Source organism: Hyphomicrobium facile (genome assembly GCF_900116175.1).
Taxonomy (GTDB): Bacteria; Pseudomonadota; Alphaproteobacteria; order Rhizobiales; family Hyphomicrobiaceae; genus Hyphomicrobium_B; species Hyphomicrobium_B facile.
Map to the genome: position 1 here is coordinate 150,841 of NZ_FPCH01000003.1, position 24,871 is coordinate 175,711.

The 24,871-nt window shown below is 57.8% G+C and carries 21 protein-coding genes and 1 pseudogene; 19 read left to right on the forward strand and 3 right to left on the reverse strand.

Annotation, left to right across the window (positions count from 1 at the left end; genetic code table 11):
- The 3 genes from BM399_RS13735 to BM399_RS13745 all read left to right on the forward strand — a co-directional run bounded on the left by BM399_RS13735 (position 1) and on the right by BM399_RS13745 (position 3,090).
- Positions 1 to 816 carry an ABC transporter permease gene (locus BM399_RS13735; RefSeq protein ID WP_177228165.1) on the forward strand — a complete coding sequence of 272 codons (816 nt, stop codon included), beginning with the start codon at positions 1 to 3 and terminating at the stop codon, positions 814 to 816.
- Positions 816 to 1,628, forward strand: a complete 813-nt coding sequence (locus tag BM399_RS13740; protein WP_092869096.1) for an ABC transporter ATP-binding protein — start codon at positions 816 to 818, stop codon at positions 1,626 to 1,628. The genes BM399_RS13735 and BM399_RS13740 overlap by 1 nt, the downstream gene beginning before the upstream one ends.
- 145 nt (positions 1,629 to 1,773) lie before the next feature.
- Positions 1,774 to 3,090 carry an NtaA/DmoA family FMN-dependent monooxygenase gene (locus BM399_RS13745; RefSeq protein ID WP_092868356.1) on the forward strand — a complete coding sequence of 439 codons (1,317 nt, stop codon included), beginning with the start codon at positions 1,774 to 1,776 and terminating at the stop codon, positions 3,088 to 3,090.
- A 93-nt stretch (positions 3,091 to 3,183) separates the two neighbouring features.
- Here BM399_RS13745 and ssuE read toward each other — a convergent pair whose 3' ends face one another.
- Positions 3,184 to 3,726: an NADPH-dependent FMN reductase gene (ssuE, locus tag BM399_RS13750; RefSeq protein WP_092868357.1), complete on the reverse strand. Its 543-nt coding sequence runs from the start codon at positions 3,724 to 3,726 to the stop codon at positions 3,184 to 3,186.
- Between the two features lie 241 nt (positions 3,727 to 3,967).
- Between ssuE and BM399_RS13755 the strand changes: the two genes are divergently transcribed.
- From BM399_RS13755 to BM399_RS13795, 9 genes are all read left to right on the forward strand, one after another.
- Positions 3,968 to 4,741 (forward strand): carbon-nitrogen hydrolase family protein, encoded by a 774-nt coding sequence (locus BM399_RS13755; RefSeq protein ID WP_092868358.1) that lies wholly within the window; start codon positions 3,968 to 3,970, stop codon positions 4,739 to 4,741.
- 132 nt (positions 4,742 to 4,873) lie between these two features.
- Positions 4,874 to 5,950: a helix-turn-helix transcriptional regulator gene (locus BM399_RS13760; RefSeq protein WP_092868359.1), complete on the forward strand. Its 1,077-nt coding sequence runs from the start codon at positions 4,874 to 4,876 to the stop codon at positions 5,948 to 5,950.
- 178 nt (positions 5,951 to 6,128) lie between these two features.
- Positions 6,129 to 6,713: an FMN reductase gene (msuE, locus tag BM399_RS13765; protein ID WP_092868360.1), complete on the forward strand. Its 585-nt coding sequence runs from the start codon at positions 6,129 to 6,131 to the stop codon at positions 6,711 to 6,713.
- Between the two features lie 32 nt (positions 6,714 to 6,745).
- A complete protein-coding gene (sfnG, locus tag BM399_RS13770; protein WP_092868361.1) occupies positions 6,746 to 7,864 on the forward strand; it encodes a dimethylsulfone monooxygenase SfnG in 1,119 nt (372 codons plus the stop codon).
- A 77-nt stretch (positions 7,865 to 7,941) separates the two neighbouring features.
- Positions 7,942 to 9,198: an SfnB family sulfur acquisition oxidoreductase gene (locus tag BM399_RS13775; RefSeq protein ID WP_092868362.1), complete on the forward strand. Its 1,257-nt coding sequence runs from the start codon at positions 7,942 to 7,944 to the stop codon at positions 9,196 to 9,198.
- A gap of 67 nt (positions 9,199 to 9,265) precedes the next feature.
- On the forward strand, positions 9,266 to 10,777 hold the full coding sequence (locus tag BM399_RS13780; RefSeq protein ID WP_092868363.1) for an APC family permease: 1,512 nt from the start codon (positions 9,266 to 9,268) through the stop codon (positions 10,775 to 10,777).
- A gap of 48 nt (positions 10,778 to 10,825) precedes the next feature.
- On the forward strand, positions 10,826 to 12,061 hold the full coding sequence (locus BM399_RS13785; protein ID WP_092868364.1) for an aminomethyl transferase family protein: 1,236 nt from the start codon (positions 10,826 to 10,828) through the stop codon (positions 12,059 to 12,061).
- Positions 12,062 to 12,110: 49 nt separating this feature from the next.
- Complete coding sequence (gene ssuD, locus BM399_RS13790; RefSeq protein ID WP_092868365.1) at positions 12,111 to 13,283, forward strand: FMNH2-dependent alkanesulfonate monooxygenase; 1,173 nt, start codon at positions 12,111 to 12,113, stop codon at positions 13,281 to 13,283.
- The gene (locus BM399_RS13795; protein ID WP_092868366.1) at positions 13,280 to 14,677 is read left to right on the forward strand and encodes an FAD/NAD(P)-binding protein; all 1,398 of its coding nucleotides are present in this window, start codon (positions 13,280 to 13,282) and stop codon (positions 14,675 to 14,677) included. The genes ssuD and BM399_RS13795 overlap by 4 nt, the downstream gene beginning before the upstream one ends.
- A 65-nt stretch (positions 14,678 to 14,742) precedes the next feature.
- Here the strand turns inward: BM399_RS13795 and BM399_RS13800 are convergent, their stop codons facing one another.
- On the reverse strand, positions 14,743 to 15,045 hold the full coding sequence (locus BM399_RS13800) for a hypothetical protein (RefSeq protein WP_092869097.1): 303 nt from the start codon (positions 15,043 to 15,045) through the stop codon (positions 14,743 to 14,745).
- Between the two features lie 189 nt (positions 15,046 to 15,234).
- Positions 15,235 to 15,432, reverse strand: a pseudogene (locus tag BM399_RS13805) (hypothetical protein); the annotation flags it as partial.
- Positions 15,433 to 15,596: 164 nt separating this feature from the next.
- Between BM399_RS13805 and BM399_RS13810 the strand changes: the two are divergent.
- From BM399_RS13810 to BM399_RS21215, 7 genes are all read left to right on the forward strand, one after another.
- On the forward strand, positions 15,597 to 15,983 hold the full coding sequence (locus BM399_RS13810; protein ID WP_143117827.1) for a hypothetical protein: 387 nt from the start codon (positions 15,597 to 15,599) through the stop codon (positions 15,981 to 15,983).
- Positions 15,984 to 16,267: 284 nt separating this feature from the next.
- Positions 16,268 to 19,141 (forward strand): PAS domain-containing protein, encoded by a 2,874-nt coding sequence (locus BM399_RS13815; protein ID WP_092868368.1) that lies wholly within the window; start codon positions 16,268 to 16,270, stop codon positions 19,139 to 19,141.
- Between the two features lie 132 nt (positions 19,142 to 19,273).
- A complete protein-coding gene (locus BM399_RS13820; protein WP_092868369.1) occupies positions 19,274 to 19,663 on the forward strand; it encodes a hypothetical protein in 390 nt (129 codons plus the stop codon).
- Between the two features lie 59 nt (positions 19,664 to 19,722).
- The gene (locus BM399_RS13825) at positions 19,723 to 20,421 is read left to right on the forward strand and encodes a Crp/Fnr family transcriptional regulator (protein ID WP_092868370.1); all 699 of its coding nucleotides are present in this window, start codon (positions 19,723 to 19,725) and stop codon (positions 20,419 to 20,421) included.
- Between the two features lie 625 nt (positions 20,422 to 21,046).
- Positions 21,047 to 21,376: an adenylate cyclase gene (locus tag BM399_RS20965; protein ID WP_143117828.1), complete on the forward strand. Its 330-nt coding sequence runs from the start codon at positions 21,047 to 21,049 to the stop codon at positions 21,374 to 21,376.
- Positions 21,377 to 21,482: 106 nt separating this feature from the next.
- On the forward strand, positions 21,483 to 22,847 hold the full coding sequence (locus BM399_RS13835) for an efflux RND transporter periplasmic adaptor subunit (protein WP_092868372.1): 1,365 nt from the start codon (positions 21,483 to 21,485) through the stop codon (positions 22,845 to 22,847).
- Positions 22,828 to 24,822 carry an ABC transporter permease gene (locus BM399_RS21215; RefSeq protein WP_143117829.1) on the forward strand — a complete coding sequence of 665 codons (1,995 nt, stop codon included), beginning with the start codon at positions 22,828 to 22,830 and terminating at the stop codon, positions 24,820 to 24,822. The genes BM399_RS13835 and BM399_RS21215 overlap by 20 nt, the downstream gene beginning before the upstream one ends.
- Positions 24,823 to 24,871: the final 49 nt, after the last annotated feature.

Sequence of the window (24,871 nt, forward strand, 5' to 3'; positions counted from 1 at the left end):
TTGACTCGCATCATCAATAAAAAGCCCAACCCGAGGATCACACGCTTCCTCGGGTTGGTGCCATTCGGCGCGGTCCTCATCCTGTATGTCATCTGCTCGGACATACGACTGCACGAAAATCCCAATGACAAGCTCCTGCCTTCCTTCGGTTCGATGTGGTCGGCAATCGGCCAACTTGCCTTCACCCCGGACGTCCGCACCGGCAACTATCTGTTTTGGGCCGACACTCTTTCCAGCCTGAAGAGACTCGCGTGGGGAATGGGCGCTTCATTCGTCATTGCAATCGTATTTGGCATTGCTTTGGGACTGATCCCCTACGCTGCCTCTCTGGCTAATCCATTCGTCGCCGCACTGTCACTGGTGCCGCCCCTCGCACTTCTCCCAATCCTATTCATCGCCTTAGGGCTCGACGAGCTTTCCAAGATTGTCCTCATCATCCTGGGCGTTGCGCCATATCTCATTCGCGAGCTGGCATTGCGCATCGAGCAGATGCCATACGAGCTGTTGGTGAAGGCTCAAACGATGGGAGCATCGACGTTTCAAATCATCGTGCGGATCGTTCTGCCGCAAATGCTTCCACGCGCGCTTGACGGGCTTCGCTTTTCGATCGGGCCCGCGTGGCTGTTTCTTATCGCCGCCGAGGCGATCGCGTCGACGGACGGTCTTGGCTACCGCATTTTTCTCGTCCGAAGATATCTGGCGATGGACATCATCATCCCTTACGTCGCGTGGATAGCGGCACTCGCATTCCTCATGGATTTGGGACTTAGAGTTCTCAGCCAACGATTGTTCCCGTGGGCGAGGGCATCGATCTGATGAGCCAAATATCGATCAAGAACGTCTGGAAGGAATACGGCGACGTCACCGTGCTGGAGCGGTTGGACTTCGAGATCCAGAGCGGAGAGTTTTGCGTTCTTGTCGGACCATCGGGTTGCGGGAAGACGACTTTCCTCCGTCTACTCCTTTCGATGGAGCCTATTACCCGCGGCGAAATTCTGATCGATGGAGTCAGAATCGCCTCGGAGCCAGCGAGGGACCGCGGCATTGTCTTCCAGCGGTATTCCGTCTTCCCTCACCTGACGGTTCTCGGCAATGCGATGCTGGGGGTGGAACTCGCCGAGGCGAAGTTCAGCGGGCATCTCTTTGGTGGGAAGCGTGGTCGCGCTCGAAACGCTGCAACCGAAATCTTGGGCCGCGTTGGCCTCGGCCATGTCCTGAACCATTATCCCGCTCAATTGTCCGGTGGCATGCAGCAGCGTTTGGCAATCGCGCAAGCTCTTCTCTGCCAACCCAAGATTCTGCTGCTCGATGAAGCCTTCGGCGCGTTGGACCCTCCGACCAAAGCCCAAATTCACTCGTTGATGCTGGAACTTTGGAAAGACCGGGGCATGACCGTATTCATGGTCACCCACGATTTGGACGAAGGCTTCTCATTGGGCACGCGCGTCATTGAATTCGGGAAGGTCAGACGCGATCCTCAGGCGCCGGACGCGTTCGGCGCGACGCTCGTTCGCGATGTCGATCTGAGGGGCCAAACAGACAAGGAACGGCATCAGTCGCTCGCGTCGTGGGAGCGCAACACGAAGAGTCCTTCCGTAGTCGACATGCTTCAGCGCGGGCGAAATTAGCGCGCATTTTTTGAAGCGAGAATGATCTTTTGTCGATTAGCGTAGAGTGCGCAGAATCTCATTGGGACGATCCGCCAGTAGCTCTAATCCTGCTCGATACAGAGGCGAGCTATTCGACGGCAGCGTCGCAAGGAGATACTGATAAATGCCTGCAAAGCCCTTCCATCTTGGCTGGTTCACGAACTTCACGTCCGATGAGTGGAACGGACCATTCTCCAACGGCGGTGCACCTTGGGACGGCAAGTTCTACGTTGAAATGGCGCAGTCGTTGGAGCGTGCGTGCTTCGACTACATCATGTTCGAAGACAAACTCGCGATTTCAGAATCCTACGGTGGGACAGCCGAGATCTCTCTGAAACATGCGCTCGGATTTTCCCCGAAGCATGACCCCGTCCCTCTTGCGGCGATGATCAGCGCGGCAACGAAGCATATCGGCGTCGTCGCAACGATGTCGACCTTGTCATATCCTCCCTTTTTGCTGGCGCGTCTCGCGTCGACCGTCGACAGCATCGCCGGCGGTCGCTTCGGCTGGAACATCGTCACATCGGCGGAGAACGCCGCGGCGCAGAATTTCGGAATGGATGCTCTCCCGCCACGTGAGCTTCGCTACGAAATGGCGGATGAGTACATGGACGTTTGCTATAAACTTTGGAATTCGTGGGAGCCCGATGCCGTCGTTCGCGATCGCGCAACCGGCACGTATGCCGATTACAAAAAGGTGCACACGGTCAACTTCGAAGGAAAGTATTTCAAGTGCCGTGGGCCGCTCAACACTGTTCGGTCACCGCAGGGCGTTCCGGCACTCGTGCAAGCCGGCGGCTCGCCGAAGGGACGCGACTTTGCTGCGAAGCATGCGAATGCCATCGTCGCGGTTGCGCCAGGCATCGAGAAAATGAAGGAGTACCGGGACGACATACGGGCGCGCGCAAAAGCCCACGGACGTAATCCGGATGACATCAAGGTGCTCTTCCTGATCGCTCCCATCCTCGCCGAGACGGAAGAAGAAGCGTTTGCCAAGGCCAAGCGCAAGTCTTCCGATCCCGTATTCCTCGAACAGTGCCTCGCCCTCATATCGGCAATTACCGATATCGACTTCAAGAAGTACGAGCTCGATAAGCCGTTGCCGGAGAAACTCCGCACGAACGGCGAGCAAGGCTCACTCGACATGTTCCAACAGTGGGGATCGAACAAAACCCTCCGTCAGCTTGTCGTGGAAGCCTCCGGTGGCATTGTCGGTTCGGTAGAGCTCATCGGCACGCCAGAGCAGGTCGCGGATAAGATGGCTGACGCCATGGCGCAAGTCGGCGGTGACGGGTTCCTCATCACGACGCCCGTACAATCCACCAACCGCCGCACGATCATCGAGGTGTGCGACGGGCTCGTTCCCGCTCTGCAGCGCAAGGGATTGGTTCGCACCGAATACACGGGCAAGACGCTGAAAGAGAACCTTGTGGCGTTCTAAGACGGGGGCGCCAAGTGGCGGAGGGGATGCGTCAACCCTCCGCCGCCTTCGCTCAGGGTATACTTCACGAACGCCTTATCGAGGCAGCGGCTCTCAAGCTGCCTTCCTGGCGTAATTTACCGCGCCATCGAACTGGCCGATCACCTCTGCAAGCATGTCCCCATAACGTTTGTCTGTGATCGGCTCCCGAGAGGCCGGATCAATTACGCTTTCTATGACAAAGTGGCCCTGAACGCAGTGACGCGCGCCGAGCGAATGAAGGACAGGCCGCAAGGCGTAATCGAGCATGAGCGCATGCGCTAAGGTTCCCCCGGTTGCCAATGGAAGTATGGCTTTGCCGGCGAGCGCGTATTGCGGAAGCAGATCGAGAAATACCTTCAACAGTCCAGAGTAAGACGCCTTATACGTTGGCGTGACGAGCACGACGCCGTCGGCGGATTTCACAAGCGCCGCAGCCTCAGCAATAGCCGGATCGCTCGTATCGGCCCGGACGAGCGCCGCCGGTGGCAAATTTCGCAGTCGCAGGTGCCGAGCATCCATAGCGATCGACGACAAATGGTCTGTGACATACTGCGCTAAGGTCGCGGTTTTCGACTTCTCGGATGGGCTGGAAGAAATGACAAGGACTGTTGGCATCGAAATCTCGCAAACTTGCTGGGTTGGACTGGTGTCTCATAACGACGATAAATGTTGCCTTAAGCAGATCTTGCGGCTGAACGCATAAGGTCTTGCAGTTCAGCGCACGCCGAAGCCGTCAGCCAAGTCGACGCTTGAACTCGCGAACGTTTCTCAAGAAACTTGGTCATCGGCGCGTGACATCTCGTGCAGAATTGGGCGCGCCGAACTCATTAACGCTTCTGCAAGAGAACCCGGCCCAATGCGAATCGCGGTTTGCCAAACGAGCTCCAATCCTGGAGACAAAGCGAAAAACATCGAGACCATTCGCGCGACTGCCCGGACGGCTGCGTCTTGGAAGGCGGATCTCCTCGTTCTGCCGGAATTGTTTTTGACCGGGTACAACGTCGGCTCGCGCCTACGAGATCTTGCGGAAACGAGGGACGGTCCATCTCTCAGATCGATCGGAGAGATCGCACGCAATGTAGCCTGCGCTATTGCCGTCGGCTTTCCCGAGATAAGCGGCGACGAACTCTTCAACTCTTCCGCGTTATTCGATGCGCAGGGCAATCTCACTGCCGTCTATCGAAAAATCCACCTGTTCGGCCCCGACGAAAAGAACCTCTTCGCTCCCGGCAACGAACTGATCGTCGCGCGCCTAGGAGATCGCGTTCTCGGCATGGCGATCTGCTACGACATCGAATTCCCCGAGATGGCGCGCGAACTGAAGCGACGTGGAGCACACATCATCATCGTTCCGACGGCGAACATGGCTCCGTATTTTGAAGTGCCAACCACCTTCATTCGCGCGCGCGCTCTCGAGAATGGCGTGTTTGTGGCTTACGCGAACCTCTGCGGGAGTGAGGGGGATCTCGAGTACACCGGACTGAGCGGCATCACCGGGCCTGATGGGATCGATTTGGCGAGAGCAGGCCCTCGTGGGGAGGCATTGCTGCTCGCAGAACTGCCGGACAAGAGGCCGGGCGATCTCTTCTCGACGCAGATCGAGGACTTGCAGCTGCCCTTTTCCCGGTAGAACCGGCTTTCGGCACCAACCGCGCGTCCAAAATCGCAGATAAGCTTTCCTGAATTTCTTATTTGGGACGCGGAGCCGGCTCGTGTTTAGTCGTGGCAAGTCTCTCGCCCACGCACTCTGCTATCCGAGACGATGCGCGGCATTTTGGCGGCTGCCGATGTTTTCACACTAGATTTGCCGGTCATGTCTGAAGTCCTCAATGACGCCAACTGGTACGTCAATCTCGGCACCGCTGCAAAATCCGCTGGCACACCCGCGTTCTACGAGAACATGCTCCGCCTTTTCGGATCGGGGGTCTCGCATGATTATGGGTTTGCGGTCCGCTACGGAAATCCAGAATCGACGGACGTTCTTTGCACGACCGGACATCCTGATTTCATCGTCGATGAGTACAAAACGACTTACCACCAGGTCGATCCGTTCGGCAGCTTCTGGCGCTCGACGCGCCGGAAAGGTCTGGTGACTTCGGAGGAAGCGATAAGCGATACGGCGGAGACCCGCCTATATACGAGCGTATTCCTCCGGCGGGCTAAAGTCGCCGACGAAATCGGAATTGTATTTCCGTCGCCTGGTAAAACGTGCATCGCGCTATTTCTAGAAAGCTCCGATCGGAAATTCTCGGCGGAATTGGCGGCCCATATAGAGAGGATCTTTCCGGCATTGGAGGGTCTTCATTTCGCGCATCTCGCCCGATCCTTCGGAAAATTGTGCGACTTCGCGCCCGGTGCGGATGAAGGAGTCACACCGCCCCTCCTGCTTACCGACCGCCACGGTAACGTCATCTACCGCAGTGTCAGCTGGCGCGAAGCCGAGGATCGAGAGCCACGCCTCGTCAATCTTCGCAAAGATGTTCGTACGATCGACAGAGACGATATCGAGATTTCGGAAACCATGCGCCTCAAGGTTGCGCGGCTTCCGGATGACTTCTCCATCGCTCCGGAAGGCCATATTTACCTACTGAATTGGCGCTCCATTCGTCAGCCTGCCGAGAACTTGGCTGCGACTGACGACCTCGCAATCGCGCCGCTTACGAAGCTCGAAAATGACGTTCTGGCGCTGATCAAACTGACGAAGTCGTCCGGCCAGATCGCTGTCGAGCTCGGGATCGCCAAGGGCACCGTCAAGAACTACAAGCAGCGGCTCTATCGCAAGTTTGCGGTCAACTCCGAGCGCGAGCTGCTGGGCTTACTCTCCAAATCGCAAGCCTAGTTTCGCGCCGGATATATCGTCTGCAAAGCATAGCGGATATTTGTATAAGCCGTAATTGCTGAAGAACCGACGGTTAGTGCCATTCGGCACTATTGCTCTAGAAAAAGCGACAATCCTAAATCGTCCCGGAATTAATTCGAACGCGCGAGCGCAATCTCGCACAAGACCGGGACGCAATATGACCACTCTATCGATTGTCGGAATATCGGGAAGTCTATCAAATCCCTCGCGCACGACCGTGCTCGTCGAGGCCATCCTGAAAGCCATCGCCGACCGCAGCGGCCATAAGACGAAACTTCTAAGGCTGTCGGACTCCGCGCCCGCGCTGTTTGCCGCTACTTCGCCGGCAGACATCGGCAAGGACGCGCGGCAATTCTTGGATCTGATCGAGGGCGCCGATCTGCTCGTGGTTGGAACGCCGGTCTATCGGGCCTCTTATACCGGTGCCTTGAAACACGTTTTCGATCTGGTCGATCACCGGCGTTTCGGCAGCAAGCCGGTTGCGCTCGCCGCGACCGGCGGCAGCCCGCTGCACGGCCTCGTGATCGAGCATCAGCTTCGCCCGCTGTTCGGCTTCTTGAACGCCCTCACCCTGCCGACATCAGTCTATGCGGTCGAAGGCGACTTCTCGAACTATGCCATCAGCAGCACCGCCATTCACGAGCGCATCGAACGTGTCGTCGCCGAGGCATTGACCCAGCTGGCGCGATCCCGCCCCGAACCTCTCGACGCACGATCGGCCGCCACAGCGGCAATCGCCTGAGCGTCAATCCAAGAAATTTCAGGAGATCCCCGATGACAAATTCGGCGACCACCACTTCACCTTCGGCTGATCCGGTAAAATTCGCCTACTGGGTTCCCAACGTGTCCGGCGGCCTTGTGATCAGCAAGGTCGAGCAAAGGACGAGTTGGGATTTCGACTACAATCGCAAGCTCGCGCAAATCGCAGAGCAAAGCGGCTTCGAATATGCGCTGAGCCAGATCCGATTCACCGCCGGGTATGGTGCGGAGTTCCAGCACGAACCCGTTACGTTCAGCCAGGCACTGTTGTCCGAAACGAAGAAGTTGAAGGTGATCGCCGCACTTCTTCCGGGTCCATGGAATCCGGCTGTCGCTGCCAAGCAGATCGCGACGATAAATAATCTCTACGGTGGCCGCATCGCGATCAACGTCGTCAGCGGATGGTTTCGCGGAGAGTTTGCGGCCATCGGCGAACCTTGGCTCGATCACGACGAGCGATACAGGCGGTCGGAAGAATTCATCCGGGCGCTGCGCGGAATCTGGTCGGAAGATAACTTCACGTTCCGCGGCGACTTCTACCGCTTCAACAATTACAATCTGAAGCCGAAGCCGATCGATCCGCAGCCCGAGATTTTCCAGGGGGGATCATCGCGCGCCGCGCGCGACATGGCCTCGCGGGTATCGGACTGGTACTTCACCAACGGCAACACGCCCGAAGAGATACGAAAGCAGGTCGACGATATTCGCGCGAAGGCTGCTGCAAACGGCCACTCGGTGAAGGTTGGCGTCAATGCATTCGCCATTGCGCGCGAAACGGAGAGCGAAGCCCGCAGCGTATTGGCCAAGATCATCGAGCAGGCCGATCCAGACGCAGTCAAAGCTTTCGGTCATGAGGTGAAGAACGCAGGCAAGGCGGCACCTGAAGGGGAAGGCAACTGGGCGAAGTCAACGTTCGAAGACCTGGTGCAGTACAATGACGGCTTCCGCTCCAATCTCATCGGAACGCCGCAGCAAATCGCAGAGCGCATCATCGCGCTGAAGACGGCTGGGGCAGATCTCATCCTTCTCGGATTCCTGCACTTCCAAGAGGAGGTCGAATATTTCGGCCGCCACGTCATCCCGCTCGTACGCGAGTTGGAGGCAGCCCAGCCGTTGGCTGATGCGGCGGAATAGTCCGCGCGAACACACGCACATACACGCGCCTTCGCGGCGCCGATCTCTCAACACCCTTATTTTTCAGGATCCACACCATGACAATTACGCTCGACGCTCCGAAGGCGGCCAAAGCCAAGCCAGAGGCCGTTCCCGGACTTCCGCGTCCGCAAAAGGATGCCCACGTCATCAAGTCAGATCGCGAAGCCATCGAGGTCGCGACAGAACTTGCCAAGACATTCCTAGAAGGCTCGTCGGAACGTGACCGCACGCGCCGCTGGCCCGTGCAAGAGCTGGATGCGTTCTCGCAAAGCGGTCTCTGGTCCATCAACGTGCCGAAAAAGTTTGGAGGTCCCGAGGTTTCGTACGTCACGCTCGGAAAAGTCATCGAGATCATTTCGGCGGCCGATCCCTCGATCGGGCAGATTCCCCAGAACCATCTCGGGGTGCTCGCTGCGATCCGCACAGTTTCCGACGAGGCCCAGCAGCGCCTGTTGTTCGGCTTGGCGCTCCGCGGCTTCCGCTTCGGCAACGCGTTTTCGGAGTTTGGCTCCAAGCGGGCTGTCGACTTCGAAACGAAATTCACGGATGCCGGCGACCACGTCATCGTCAATGGACGGAAATTCTATTCGTCCGGCGCGCTGCTGGCCCATCTCGTTCCGATCGTCGCCTTGGACGATCAGGGCCGCGCGTGGTACGCCATCGCGGAGCGCGATGCGCCCGGTCTGACCGTGATCGACGACTGGTCGGCTTTCGGCCAGCGCACGACGCTCAGCGGCACGGTCCTCCTCGATAATGTTCGCGTCCCGAAGACGCATCTCGTCCCGGGTTATAAGGGTTATGAGCGGCCGACGGCGGATGGCGCAATATTCCAGATCATCCAGGTCGCGGTCGACAACGGCATCGCCAAAGCAGCAATCGACGACACCATCGAGTTCGTGCGGACCAAGTCGCGCGCGTGGGTCGACAGCGGCGTCGAGCATGCCTGGCAGGATCCCTACACGATCCAGGCCGTCGGAGATCTCAAGCTTCGCTTGCATGCCGCCCAGGCGCTTCTCGAGAAGGCCGGTCAAGCAGTCGATGAAGCAGTCGTCGGCGCCACGGCCGAATCCGTTGCTCGCGCTCAAATCGCCGTCGCTGAAGCGAAGGTTCTCAGCACCGAAATCGCGATCGCGGCAACGAACAAGCTGTTCGAACTGGCGGGTACGCGGTCGACGCTCGCGGAACACAATCTCGATCGCCACTGGCGCAATGCGAGAACGCACACGCTGCACGATCCGGTTCGGTGGAAGTACGCGATCCTCGGAAACTACTTCCTCAATGGTGTGAACCCGCCACTGCACGCCTGGAGCTGAGGCAGACGGCTCTCGCCACCCTACACACCGACTTCCGCTTTCAAAGCCATCGCCTCAAAGGAACAGCATGTCCGTATCAACACTCGAAAGTCCGCAGGTCTCTGCGGGAAACCCGCAAGCCCAAATGAAGCGGGTCATCACTTGGAAAGACGCCTTCTGGATTACGGCCGGTGCATCACCGTGGATTCTCTTCTCCATCGGAGCCATGGCCGATACTCTTGGCACGGCGTCCATCCTGGTTTGGGGGATTTCCGCTCTCATCGGCTTCGTGCAGCTTTTTCTGTACGCAGAATTGGCCGGTGTGTTCCCCAACAAGACCGGCGGCGGCTCAGTCTACGCGTCAGTCGCTTGGATCAAGTACAGTAAACTGTTCGCACCCATAAACATGGGCGCCTACTGGTTCGGAACTTCGACATCGCTGACCGTGCTTTCTTCGCTTTGCGGAAGCTACATCGTTTCCGCCTTTTTCCAGGGCACGTCATTTGCGTCCTTTTCAGTTACACTGCTCGACCTGTCGTCGATATTGCCTGGGATCGTTCTGCAGCTGAACGCGACGATCATCACCGGCATAGTGGTTCTGCTTCTCGTGTTTGCTCTTCAGCACACAGGCATTCTCCGCGCCGCGAAAATCCAGCACGTCATCGCGCTCTTCGCTCTGATACCTCTGGTTCTGATTGCAATCGTCCCTCTTTTCAACGGCACGATAAACTATGCGAACTTCCAACCTTTCGAATTGAAGGGTGGCGTCGACTGGTTCAGCACCGAAGGCCTGACCCTTTTGGCCGGTGGGTTATTCATCGCAGGATGGAGCACCTACGGTGCCGAACAGGCGGTGTCGTTCGTCAGCGAATTCAAAGATCCGCATCGCGATAACATTCGGGCAATCGTATCGACTGGGGCGATCGCCTTCGTGTGCTACGTGTTGCTGCCGTTCACATTTCTCGGTGTTCTCGGTCTCACGGCTCTCACGCAACCCGATTTTGTCGCCGGCTACACACAGCAGGCGGTCGCGGAACTTGCGACCATATCCTTTGGCAACAAAGCTGCCGAAATCGTCACGATCGTTCTAATCCTTGCACTGTTGCTGTCGGTTGGAACGCTGTTGGCTGTAAGTTCGAGAACCCTCTACCAGGGATCCGTCGACGGAGTTTTCCCGAAATTTCTCTCGCGCCTCAACGGGCACCGTGCACCCGTCGCCGGAATGTGGGCTGACATCGTCGTGAACGCGTTCCTGATGCTGCTCGGCGCTCCGCTCTTCGTTCTGGCGGCAGGCGCAGTCTCCTACCTGTTGAGCATCTCGATGGATCTCATCGCGGTCAGACTGCTGCGCGCACAATATCCTGCGAGCGAACGTCATTTCCGTGCTCCGGATTTCCTCGTGAACTACGGCGGACCTGCGCTCGCTCTCTTCAACTTCGGGCTCATCATATTTGGCGCCAACACTTTCGCACCGAACGCACTCTTCTACGGGTTGGGCGTCATCGCTGTGGTCGTGCTGATGTTCATTTATCGCCACTACATCGTCGACAAGGGTGAGTGGCCCGAGCAAGCGAAGAAGGATCTCGGTATCGCGCGCTGAAGCACGCTCGCCATTCGTCAAACGAAAGCAATCAGGAAGCAACAAGACATGTCTCTCAACACTACACGCTTGGTCGTCACCGCCGACAATGAAGGTGGATGGGACTACGGCACCCTTCGCGGACCCTATTCCGCGTTTCACATCGCGAACGGAGCCAAATACTGCGTCTATAACAATCGCCTTATGCCGGTCAGCCAGAAGGTCTCACGCGAGGAGGGTTACTGGACCCTCAAGCAGAAGGCTGGACTGTTCGACACCGGCGAACGTCCGATCCAAATCTCGGGGCCTGACGCCGAGAAGCTCTGCAATAAAGTCTTCACGCGCAACGTCTCCAACCTGAAACCGTGGCGCGCAGGCTACGCGCTCCTCACCTATCCAAATGGAAACATTCTGTGCGACGGCGTACTTCTTCGGCTAGCGCCGGATACCTTCTGGTACGTGCAGGCTGATGGCCCAGTATACTCGTGGCTCATCGCACACGCTCAGGGCCTTGACGTCGAGGTCTCCGATCCCAATTCCTGGGTTTCTCAGGTTCAAGGGCCGGCATCATTGGATGTGTTGAACAACTTGATCGAAGGCGGCCTGCCTGCCGATTTCAAGTACTTCTCCGTTCGCCGCGCGCGTGTGCGGGGTCAGGATATCATCGTCTCCCGCACGGGCTGGACGAATGAAGCGGGCTTCGAGTTTTACACGCTGCCGAATGAGCCGAACTACGACGGGGCGGCACTGTGGAACGCGGTGCTCGAAGCCGGCAAGCCATTCGGTCTCGACGTTGCCGGACTCGACTCGATGGAAATTCGCCGCATCGAGGGAGGCATCCTCAACAACGGTTCCGATATGGATGACACGATGACGCCGTTCGAAGCGGGTCTCGGCGCATTTGTCGATCTTTCAAAGGACGACTTCATCGGCAAAGCGGCACTCGCGAGCGCGAAAAAGGAATCGCGCCTGATCGGGCTCATTAGCGACGGCGGCGAGCCGGTGCGCGAAGGACCGGTAACCATCGACGGCAAGAGGATCGGCTTCGTCACCGCGGCCGCGTTCTCTCCATTCTTGAATGCCGGCATCGCGATCGTGCGGCTCGACCAACCGCATGCCGACGGAACTAAGGTCGAGGTCTTGAGTCGCGACCACAAAACGCATTCAGCCGTGCTCGCGCAGCTGCCCCTCTATGATAAGGAAAAGAAAATTCCTCGCGGACTTGTCGTCGACATTCCCGAGCGGACGAGCGGCGCGGACAAAAAGCCAGCCAAGTCGCGCAAGCCAGAAGCGGCTCATTCATAACGACCGCCGCGACGCCAACCGTGACACTCAAACATAGTAGGAGACCAACTTGACAAGCCGTGCCCCGGAGAAAATCGACGTCCTTTGGTTTTTGCCGACGCACGGCGACAGCCGTTATCTCGGCACGACCGTTGGCGGCCGCGCGGTGGACTTGCCATACTTGCAGCAAGTCGCACACGCGGCCGACACGCTCGGTTTCTACGGCGTGCTTCTGCCGACCGGCAGAAGCTGCGAAGACAGCTGGATCGTGGCGGCCGCGTTGGCGCCGCTCACCCAGAATTTGCGTTTCCTTGTTGCCGTCAGGCCAGGTTTGCAACCCCCGGCGTTCGCCGCGCGAATGACCTCGACGCTCGATCGCATTTCCAATGGCCGACTGATGATCAACGTCGTCACGGGCGGCGATCCTTTGGAGAACAAGGGCGACGGATTGTTCGCCAGCCACGAAGAGCGCTACGAGATCACGCGAGAATTCCTTGACGTCTACAAGCGGATTCTTTCGGGCGAGACCGTGGACTACCACGGCAAGCACATCCACGCTGAGGATGCGCGCCTTCTGTTCCCGCCGGTCCAAAGCCCCTATCCGCCGCTTTACTTCGGCGGCTCTTCGGATGCGGCCAACAACGTGGCTGCGACCAGCATCGACAAATATCTGACCTGGGGCGAGCCGCCTGCCAGCGTCGCAGAGAAAATCGAAACCGTTCGAAAACTCGCGAAGGCGCAAGGCCGCGAGGTTACGTTTGGCATCCGCCTGCACGTCATCGTTCGTGAGACCAACAAGGAAGCTTGGGAGGCAGCAGAGTCTCTCATCCAATATCTCGACGACGATACGATTGAGGCGGCGCAGAAAGTGTTCTCGCGCATGGACTCCGTCGGCCAACAGCGGATGCGGCAGTTGCACGGGGGGAGCCGCGGAAAGCTCGAGGTCAGTCCAAATCTATGGGCGGGCGTCGGGCTTGTCCGCGGCGGCGCCGGCACCGCGCTTGTCGGCGATCCCGATACGGTCGCTGAGCGAATTGACGAATACCGCCGCCTCGGCGTCGATAGCTTCATTCTCTCGGGCTATCCGCATCTCGAAGAAGCTTATCGCGTTGCAGAACTGTTGTTGCCGAAGCTGCCGCTTCGCCATGAAACAAAACGTGCCGGCCTCTCTTTGAACACGGGACCGTTCGGTGAAACCATTGCCGGTGATCATCGGCCAGCAGCGCGCGTGGGCCAATCATGAACGCGGAAGTGCGGCGGCCGACCGTCGCAATCGTCGGCGGCGGCTTTAGCGGTGCGGGAGTCGCCTATCATCTGGCGTGGCTCGGGGCACCGATGAAAATCATCGTCTTCGAGCCGCGCGCTCTTCTCGGCGCGGGTCTCGCGTATGGCGGGAGTGATCCGAACCACCGCATCAACGTGCCGGCGGCCAAAATGAGCCTCATCCCTGCAGATGAGGGACACTTCCTACGCTGGGTCAACGAGACGGGGGCGATCTCAGATGATCCGGACGCTATCGCCGGCGACGGATCGGCGTTTCCTCAGCGATCCGTCTTCGGACGCTACGTGAACGAACAACTTCGTCCGTTCCTCGAGTCGGGAGCCGTCGAGCACGTCCGCGAGGCCGTCACTCAGATCAAGAAGCAGGGACGCCGCTGGACGGTCGAAAGCGACAATACATCGGTGCATGCGGACTTTGTGGTTATCGCCACAACGCATCCCGAGCCGCGCCTTCCCTCCCCTCTCTTGAGCACACTTGAGAACGACCCGAGATTGATTGCCGATGCGACGGCCCCTCAGGCGCTCGCAGGGGTCAAGAGGCACGAACGTCTGCTGATCGTCGGCACGGGGCTAACCATGGCCGATATCGTGGCCACCCTCGACGCGCAAGGACACTACGGAAAAATAACTGCGATCTCCCGCCGTGGCCTTCGCTCGAAGACGCACGCCAAGACCGCACGGGATCCTTTTGGCGATTTTTCCAATCCCTTACCGCAAAGCGCCTCTGAGCTATTGCGGAGAGTACGGGAGACCGTCAGCCGGGCCGCCGCTCAAGACATACCGTGGCAGGCTGTTATCGATTCGCTGCGCGTTCATGCGCCGCGTTTTTGGCCCGCGTTGCCGGTTGCCGAGCGACGCCGCATCGTTCGCCATCTCCGGGTCTTTTGGGATGTTCACCGTTTCCGCATCGCCCCACAACCGGAAGCCATCATTCAGAAGCGCGTCGATGCGGGTGTTCTGCAATTCGTCGCTGCTTCGATAGAGAATCTGGAAGCCTCGGCGAGTGAATTGGAAGTCGTGCTCCGCATTTCGAAATCACAGCGGAGGCTCGCTCGCACCGTCGATCGCATTATCCTTGCGACTGGCCCCAACCATGGTGCGATCCTTTCAAGTCAACCATTTTTGAAGGGTTTGTCGGACGACGGCTTCTTATGCGCAGATCCTCTTGGACTCGGGATCGCCTGCGACGCTCAGGGGCGGAGCTTAAATATCCAAGGCCATCCGGATGAGACGCTTTGGATTGCCGGACCTCTTGCTCGCGCAGCAGTCGGCGAGCTGATGGGAATGCCGCAAATCGCAGAGTTTGCCGCGCGCGTCGCCAACAATGTGTTCGAAGCCGCGCGCGAATACGCATGAACATTCCGGATGACGCCTGAGCGTCGGTGATCGCCCGACTTTTGTCCGCTAGCCAAGCATCCGGGTCACGCGGGGAAGCAAAGCCAAGCGCCCAAGCAGGTTTTGGGTGTCGTCACTTTGCACGCCGTCTGCGAGGAGTGACACGTCGTTGTACCTGAGCCGTCTTCGCACTTCGTGTGGACCGGACCCTTGCCCACGCGGCCCTGCCCATAGATGATGTTTGCAAGACCGTGCGTCGAAAAGAGCACGGCGATATCGTGGGTCACGGCTTCGCCGACCGCTCCAACCTTGACGCAATCAGCCTGAGCCGTTGCTGAAAGTGCGCAGAAGGCCGCCGTGGCGACTAAGCCTAGTTTCAAAGAACGCATTTGCCCCTCCAAAAAATGATTCATCCCGTGTGGAAACTAGTTGAGCGCGTAGCCCTCGACAACGGAATCGGCCCGCTGCAAGCCCGTTCTCCCGAAAGGAACCGGAAAGCGTGCCGCATTTGCCACCCATCCGGCAGCCGGTAATGCCCGGCTCGGCTCATGCGGAGTAAAACCTCATGCCATTGCCTAGCCGCTCGGCGCAACGTCATCGATGCGGACGGCTACGACGTCACAGCCACGCAGCTTGCTATCGATGGCGAGATTGAACAGTGCGAGATCGCGCGTTCGCCCCGTCATCTGAAGCTTGGTTCTTATCGACCAGACCTGACTGGGCCTGAGAGGCGACGATTTAAAGCGCGTTCGCGATAGAGCTTTGCCGCTCTTCATCGGGTCGCACGCTTGTGCACTTCGTATCGATGACTTCAAAAGCGGACGGTTGTGGCAAATGCCACCGCGCGGACTTCGATTTCTCGACACCGTGGTTTCATCAGGCACTTGCTTCAGGACCCATGGAGCGATGCGCCGGACCAAGCGGAAAGGAGAAACGCGCCATGATGTCGATGACGAAAACTGTCATAGCTCTAGCCGTGGGCCTCTGTACCACGCACGTGAACAAGGCTGCCGAAGCTAACGATCCCACTGCCGCACGAGTGCTCAGACCGAACCAGAGCGTCGCATTCCCGATCGAAGCCAAGGCTACCCTAAGCTATTTCACGAATGAGGATCGGATCTGCAAGGCGACCATGTGGGTCGCCGCACCGCCAACGTGGCAAGCAAATGTCGCAACCTTCGCGACAACGAAGTACGAGGCCGATATCCCAGTCGGAAAATCGGGCATAATCGCGCCCGCGCCCGGCAAAGCATTCGCGTTCGAGTGTCAATCGGAAGCACGAACCATGACGATCCGTCCGCTTAGGCCCACGAGCCTGGAGCGGTGATCGAAGGCGTCGCTGTCTTGCCACTCGGGGGCGGCAACGCTTCCGGGTGGCAGTATCTGCTTTCGCAGCATCGCTGCGCCTGAGCGGTGAGACTTGCCACAAGATGAAAGAAATTTCGAAAAAAGCGAAATTAGGAAAGTTGACGACGAACGCCAACAAAACGCCGCCTCTTCGCATTGGCCGATTGCTCGATTTACGCTTCCGGGCGTGCTAGCGTGACGCTCTTGCTTTAACGTACCGTACGCTGACGACCTGATGACTCTCCAAAAGTGGAGGCGGTCGGAATGGACGACCGGGTCAAATCAAGTGAAGAGCTTCTGGAGGAGGTGGCCCGGCTTCGCGACAAGATCGCCGAACTGGAAGCACGTGGCCAGAACCGGCAATCCGAAAGCGAACTGAAAAGTGCTCGAGAGCGCTTCGAACACCTGCTCGCGTCGAGCCCTGCCATTATTTACACGACGCTCGCCTCTGGAACTTACGCATGCACCTACGTGAGCGAAAACATCCGCACGATTATGGGCTTCTCACCCGATGAAATGACGAGGGATGCAAAGTGCTGGCCGGATCAGCTGCACCCCGATGATGTTGAACGTGTTCTGAGCGAATTAGGCCCATTGATCGAACACGGTGGCGGAACGGTCGAGTACCGCTTCCGGCACCGCAAGGGGCATTACGTTTGGATCCAGGATAGCTTTAAGGTCGTCTATGATGAAACGAGCGCCGCGACAGGCGGGTGGCCGAGCAACGCAACTCGTCCTATCGAGCTCATCGGCGCCTGGGCCGACATCACGGAGCGCAAGGAGGCCGAGCAAGCGGCACTGCGGGCGAACGCCCAGCTCCAGGAAACCAAACGCTCGCTCTCGCGCCTGATTGAAAGCTCGCCCGACGCAATCATTTCGACAGATAAGGCCGGCCGCATCGTTCTCTTTAATGAAGGTGCAGAAACGCTTCTCGGCTATCGAGCCGACGAAGTCGTGGGGCAAAGTGTTTCTCGCATTTACGGCGGTGAGGCCGGAGCGAACGAAGTCTTGCGCGAAATGCGCAAGCGCGGCGGCACGGTATCCGGCTTCGATAGCGTTCTTTGGGCCAAGGACGGCACGTCGATTCCAGTGCTCATATCGGCTTCGATGCTCTTCGGCGATGACGGTGAGCAGATCGGCACCGTAGGCTTCGCGACCGATTTGAGGGACCGCAAACGTTCGCAGGAAGAGTTGCAAAATGCCTATGACGAATTGGAGAAGCGAGTTGAAGAGCGGACGACGGAGCTGAATGAAGCGCGCGGTCGTCTCCAGTATCTTCTCACCGTGACTCCGGGGATCATGTACACAAATCAGGCGACGGACGGCTACAGATGCAGTTTCGTTAGTCGCAACATCGATCCCATCATGGGCTTCTCGGAGTGGGAGATGCTCGAGGATCCGGAATTCTGGTTGAAGCGCGTCCATCCGGAGGACACCGAGCGAGTTTTTCAAGAAATGGGGCCGCTTGTCGAGCAAGGCGGTGGCTCGATCGAATATCGCTTCCGGCACCGTGATGGCAATTACGTGTGGATTCAAGACACCTTCAAGGTCGTCGCAGATAGCGCCGGAAAGCCGCTCGAGATCGTGGGGTCGTGGGCGGACATCACGCATCGCAAGCAGGTCGAGCAGGCACTCGGCGAACGCATGGCGCTGATGAACGACCTGCAGAACCTCGTCGCGGCGAGTCCCGCAGTCATCTACACGACGAAAGCCTCGGGCAATTTCGCCTGTACATTCGTCAGCGAAAACTTGAAATCGACGATGGGTTATGCGCCATGGGAAATGCGTGAGGACCCCAAATTCTGGCTGAAGCGGCTGCATCCCGACGATCTCGGCCGCGTATTCGATGAGCTGGGAAAGCTTATCGAGCAGGGCGGGGGAGCCATCGAATATCGCTTCCGGCACCGGCGCGGCCACTATATCTGGATTCAGGACACCTTCACCGCGACGAAAGACAAGGATGGCCATCCCATGGAGCTCATTGGCTCCTGGGCCGATATCAGTGACCGAAAAAAGATCGAGGCGGAGCTGAAGAGACTTGCGGGAGAGGTTGAAGTTCGCAACCGATTTATACGCGATACATTCGGCCGCTATCTGACGGATGAAGTCGTCACGACGCTTCTCGACTCCCCAAGCGGCATGCAGATGGGCGGCGAGAAGCGCAAAGTTACCATGCTCATGGCAGACTTGAGAGGCTTCACGTCGCTTTCGGAAAGCTTGGATCCGAAGTGGGTCGTGAACATGCTCAATCGCTACCTGTCGAGCATGGTAACGATCATAAAGAAATACGGCGGCACGATTGACGAGTTCATTGGCGACGCCGTGTTCGTCATCTTCGGCGCACCGACTTGGCACGATGATGACGCTCAGCGGGCGGCGGCGTGCGCTGTCGAAATGCAGCTCGCGATGAAGACCGTCAATGAGCATAACCGGATCGATGGCCTCCCCGATATAGAAATGGGAATTGGCCTGCACACGGGTCAAGTCATCGTAGGCAATATCGGGTCAGCCGAACGACTGAAGTACGGCGTCGTCGGCAGCCACGTCAATTTAACCTCCCGCATCCAATCGCTCACGGTCGGCGGGCAAATCCTGGCTTCGGAAAGCACGCGCCGCGAGGTTGGGACGATGCTCAAGATTGCGAAGCAGATGGAGGTACGAGCGAAAGGATTCGAGCAGTCGATAACAATCTGCGAAGTCGTGGGCATAGGCGGCCCGCACAAGCTCATGCTCTATCAGTCGAGCGAACCTCTCGTCGATTTGGCTGAACCTCTTGAATTTACCTATCAGGTCCTCGAATCTGACATGCAGAGCGATGACGTCTTCGGTGGACGCTTTACGAAGCTTGCCTCGAAACGAGCCGAAGCTCACTTGGCCAAACCGGTATCCGCTCTCTGCAATCTTAAGATCCGCATTCGGAACGGCGATAGTGGGTCTGCAACAGGAACTCTCTACGCAAAGGTCGTCGCAACGGGCTCGAGAAACGAGGTGACAGTGCACTTCACGTCGATGCCACGCGAAGAGGAAGCCGTTCTCCGGGCTTTGCGCGGCGAACCGAAAGAATGCGAGGCTGCTCCGCACCCGGCACCCTCCCAGTCGAATGGGGGGACCGGCGGCATTCAATTGGGTGCCGCCTAGCAAACTTTTTCAAAGTTTTTTGCGGGTTGTGGCAAAGCCCACAGCGTGTGTTGGCAAAGACCTTCATGATCCATCCAGCATCGAAAGACGATGCGAACCGCAACACAACCGATGGACATAAGGAAAATTGCCATGGAAAAGATCACTTCGCTGCTGAAAGCAACGCTCTTGGCCGCCACGATTTCCGCATCGGCGACGGGAATTGCACTGGCGGGAAGCCCAGCCAGTGGGACGGTCATGAAGCCGTTGCAAGGGATCGCCTTCGCGGCAGGTCCGAAACACGCAGTTGGATATTTCTATCCTAAAGAGAACCGGTGCAAGCTGGTGGTGACCGTTGCCGATACCCCAAACGGGGCGGGCGAAACCTTCGATGCTCTTCGCCATGAAGCAAATATCGGGCCTGGCGATTTCGATCAGTTCAACCTGAGCAGCGGCGAGACGCTCGAATTCAACTGTTCAACTGACGCGCGGACAATGGTGATCAAATCCGTCGTGAACATCGCTGCCGGAACAGTCAAGTGATCGACTTTCTACGGCACTTTCCAATGTGAGTTTCAGACCGCGATTTAGGAAGACGTGAGATGAAACAAGCGACTTCGACCTCATCCGTACCTTCATTTGCAAAGATTGAGCCGTTCCGCGCCTTGCCTGCGGAAGCAATCGAACGCGTGCAGCAGCATTGCAACTGGAGGCATTACGAGACAGGCGAACTGATCCTCGACTATCTCGATAAAACGGATGAGGTCTTCTTCATCACAGAAGGCGAAGTTCGAGTGAGTATCTATTCGATCGACGGGAAGGCAATTACGTTCAGTGATCTCAAAGCGGGCGACATGTTCGGCGAGATCTCCGCGATCGATCACGGACTACGGTCTGCGAGCATTGAGGCGCGATCGCGATGCTGCATTGCTTCGATGACTGCCCTCGCCTTCAGTTCATTGTTGAAGACAGAGCCTGATCTGACATTCGAAATGCTGCTACGCTTTGCTCGAAAGATCAGGGAGCTGACGAACCGCGTCTATGAATTCAGCAGCCTGGACGTTGCCAATCGCACCCGGGCAGAACTTTTACGCCTCGCACGGCTAGGTGCACGTCAGGGTCAATGCGTAAAGATAGAGCCAGCACCCACCCACGCCGAAATTGCGAGCCGCATAAGTACGCATCGTGAGGCTGTGACACGCGAATTGAACCGTCTTTCCAAGCTTGGCATTGTCGAGCGGCGAGGCACGTTACTCATCGTAAAAGACATCGAAAGACTAGAGGATATGGTCGAGGATTAGTTAGGCTTTCCATCACGTGCGTTTTCTTTATAGGAGCAGTTGTATTCACACGGCCCGGCTGAGACCATCGATGATCCGCTCTTGGCCCGGAGCGCCATCAGGCTGATGGCGGCTTTCGGGCCATCGCGACAGAATGCGAACGGCTGAAGATCGATCGACAGTCGATCCCAGAAGCCGATGATAGAGATTGGGAGCTGTGAGCCAGCGGTGTTTTAGAAAGCATCCGCTTCCAAAAAACAAGTTGCCGTCAAGAGAGCTTCAAGATTGGCACTCAATGACCCGAAGCTAAATTTCTGATCAAGTATGCCGACCGCTGTCCGGTGCTTTGAAATCTAGTAAAATCGAAAGAAAGTGAACGCTGCATCAGCGACGCCGCATCAAAATGCGAGCGGTGCCCTTAGATTTTTTTCTGCTCGAAGACCGTTCCCTGAGGGAACGATCTAGAAGGCCTGATATTGTACCTCCCTATAGCATATGGGCCATGCCTCTGGGGATTACGCCAGCAATTGGCAAATCAATTGTACGAAAATCTACCGGAGGATTGTGGGTTCGCGACGCATTGAACGCGACACGAGCCTACGCGGGGTGACGCATGACGTGAAGTTCACCCAAAAGGAGTTCTCCCATGAGACACTCGATCATCAGCCTTCTCATTGCAGCCTCCATAGTAGGATTGCCAACGGGCCGTGCCCTTGCCACAAACCCGCATACCGGTGGCACGACCGGCCAGCCAAGTCAGTCGTGCGAGGACACCGGTGGCACCGGTGTCAGCACGTTCCGCCCGGGTAACTCTTTTTTCGCGCCGGGTTCGCCTTTCAATGATGTGACACCAGGCAACTCCACCTTCCACTATGCGGGCCAGCCGGGCACGCCGTCGGCTGCGAACGGAAACCCCAAAGCTGTGGGCCAATACGATGTGGCTTGCTTCCAGCAATCGCAGAAGCAGCTTCCATAGTTTCATATTTTGAACGCATAGTTATTGAACGCGCGGGCGACGCTGCAAAAATTCTTATCGCCCTTCAGCGTCGTCTGCGCTCTTCCGCTCAACCGGGAGAAGTACGATGTTGCGATTTACTGCCGTCGTTGCCGGAGTCTCCACACTCATTACTGGATTGACGTTCGCTCATAATGACGTTTTGCCGTCCCAGAAATTCATCACGGCGCGTGTGGAGCGCGGCACGCTATCCAAGACCATTACTGCTACCGGGACTGTCGAGGCGCGTCTAACGGTAGACGTCAGCTCACAGCTCTCCGGCCGTGTTGGGGGGGTATTCGTCAGTTTCAACGATACAGTTAGAGCGGGACAACCGATTGCGCGCTTGGACCGAGCAATTTTTGGAGCCCGCGTGACCGAGGCCGCTGCTGCGCTGAACGTCGCAACCGCCTCCACTGAGGTACAACAAGCAGCGGTCGCCCGAGCCGGCCTCGCGGTAAGCAGTTCGCGCACGGCACAAAAGTTGGCCGAGGCTCAATGCGAGGCAGCAAACGCCAGGCTGGCAGAAGCGGAGCGCGAGCTCAATCGCAAACTCGCCCTCTCAAAGACTGGTGTCGCATCTGAACGCGAACTCACTCAGACGCAGGCTCTCAAGGAAACGGCAGCTGCCGACGCAAAAGCTGCAGTCGAGGTGATTCATCTCAAAGAGGAAGCGGTCGCGATCGCAGAAGCCGAACTGCAAATGGCAGGCGCCGAGCTGCACAATGCGCAAGCGACCATCAAACAGCGGCAGGCGGCACTCGATCAAGCGAGGCTCGACCTCGATCGCACCGTGCTTCGAGCTCCAATCAATGGCGTCATTTTGAAGAGAGACGTCAATCCCGGCCAAACGATCGCAGTTACAATGGAGGCCAAGACGCTCTTCCAGATTGCGAACGACCTCAAGGAAATGGAAATTCATGCGAGGATCGACGAAGCCGACGTCGGCCAACTGAGGCCAGGGCAAGCGGCGACATTCACTGTCGATGCGTATCCGGATCGAATGTTCAGCGGAGAAGTCCAGCAAGTCAGAAAATCTCCCGAGACCACGCAGAACGTCGTGACGTATACGGCGATCATATCAGCCCAGAATCCCGATCTTTCACTTCTGCCAGGAATGACAGCAGCTCTTCGCGTTTCTGTAAGCGATGGCGTCGTGGCGCTGAAAATTCCGAATGAGGCACTGCGTTTTCGTCCGGTGGCGTTCAAGGCCGCGGACTCTTCGGCCCGTCGTCCGCTAACGCAAGACTTGACTGCCACAGGTGCCGGCTCGCCGGCCCTTGTCTGGATCCCCGACGGAGAGGGAGCCTCCTTGCCTATTGCCGTTCGTATTGGACCGCGAGACGCAAAAGGCGCGCTGCTGTTCGACGGTCCGCTGACAGAAGGCGAAGCGTTGATCGTCGGCGTACTGAGCCCAGAGCGCAACCTCGCCAATGCACAAATGGGCCTTTGATGTGCCTGAGCCACTCGTAAACACCATTGGAATTTCGAAACGGTACGCGTCCGGAAGTACGGCCGTCAGCGCTCTTTCGAACATTTCCTTGTCGATTTGCAGAGGCGAGTTTGCTGCGATCGTCGGCCGCTCAGGCTCGGGCAAATCAACACTCATGCACGTGATCGGACTCTTGGCCAACCCCGACAGTGGGCTCTATCTGCTCAACGGCGAGGACGTCGCGCGTCTATCCGCAGATGCTCGCGCCGAGATGAGGTGTCGCAGGATCGGCTTCGTATTTCAGCATCCTGCACTGCTGCCGCGCGTCAGCGCGCTCGAGAACGTTGCGCTACCTCTCGTCTACGCCGGTGTTCCCTTAACCGAGCGCATGAGTCGCGCGAAAGCCGCCCTCGAAACTGTTGGGTTGACCGATCGACTACATCATTGGCCAAACCAGCTTTCAGGCGGAGAACAGCAGCGCGTGACAATCGCGCGTGCAGTCGTCACCAAGCCTGATCTCATCCTGGCCGATGAACCAACGGGCGCCCTTGATAGTACGACGTGCCAAGACGTCCTCTCGATCTTCAGTAAGTTGCACAAGGATGGCCACACGATTGTCGTCGTGACGCATGCAGATGACGTGGCCGAACGCGCTGAACGCCGCATTCGATTACACGATGGCCAGCTCACAGCGCCCGAAGCAACTGTGGGGCCTCCGCGGTCGGAGGTGTCGCAAAACCTCACCCGTACAAGGGGTGGCGCCGGTTTCATCGAGAGCTGCAGAGCTGGGCTTCGCGCGCTTAATGCCAACCGGCTGCGAAGCGGCCTGACCGCTCTTGGTATCGTGATTGGTATCGCCGCCGTGATCTGCATGGTCTCCTTGGCAGAGGGTGCACAAGCAGAGGTGTCTGAAAAAATCAGAACGCTTGGAGCCAATCTTTTGGTTGTAGTTCCTGGGACGCAGACGTCAGGCGGCGCCCGCCTCGAAGCTGGTTCGGGACGCACATTGACTGAAGATGATGCGAGGGCCATCGCCGACGAAGTCCAAGGGGCAAAACTGGTAGCACCGCTCATTTCTCGCCCGCTCCAAGTGGTCAACGGAGACAAGAATTGGGCAACGCTCGTCGCCGGGATCAATGACGACTATCTCATGGCTCGCGAATGGACGATCGCGAAGGGCCGCGCCTTTACTGCTGATGAACTCGCCGTGGGCGCCAAAGTCGCGATCGTAGGGGCGACGATTGTCGATCAAATGTTCGCGGATGATGTCGAACCAGGCGTAACATTGCGAATTGGCGACGTTCCGTTCGAGGTGATCGGCGTCTTAGATAAGAAAGGGCAAGGCGCGGCTGGCCGTAGTCAAGACGACGTTGTGTTTATTCCGTTGGCCACAGCCAGGAGCCGCGTTCTTGGGAGTGTCCTGGGGGGCCGGCGCTCGGCGCTCAATTTCATTATCGTGAAGGAGGCAGACCCCGACGATGTACCCGCTCTAATGAATGACATCGGCCAACTTATGCGCCAACGGCATCAGTTGAGAAACGATGCTGCAGATGATTTTGCAATTCAGAATCCGGCTGACATTCTGACTGCGCGAATGGAGGCGCAACGGGCGCTCACGACGCTTCTCATTTCTATCGCGTCGGTATCGTTGTTGGTTGGCGGCATCAGCATTATGAACGTGATGCTCGCATCAGTCATCGAGCGGACACGCGAAATCGGGCTCAGAATGGCGGTTGGTGCACGCCGGCGTGATATTTTGAGGCAGTTTCTGATCGAAGCGGCAATGATGGCGTTAGCCGGCGGGGCAATTGGTATTGCAGCAGGCATCGCTATCGCCAGAACGACGGCATGGGCGATGGACTGGCCCGTGTTCATCAGTCCCACCGCAGCGGTTATTGCGTGGGCATTTACAGGAGGTGTCGGAGTCATATTCGGACTCTATCCGGCCCTTCGGGCTTCGCGGCTTGATCCGATTGCAGCCTTGCGGTGCGAGTAAGGGCGCTGATTTTGGAATAATTGCCTAGCAGCTACGTCCAAGCGAACGC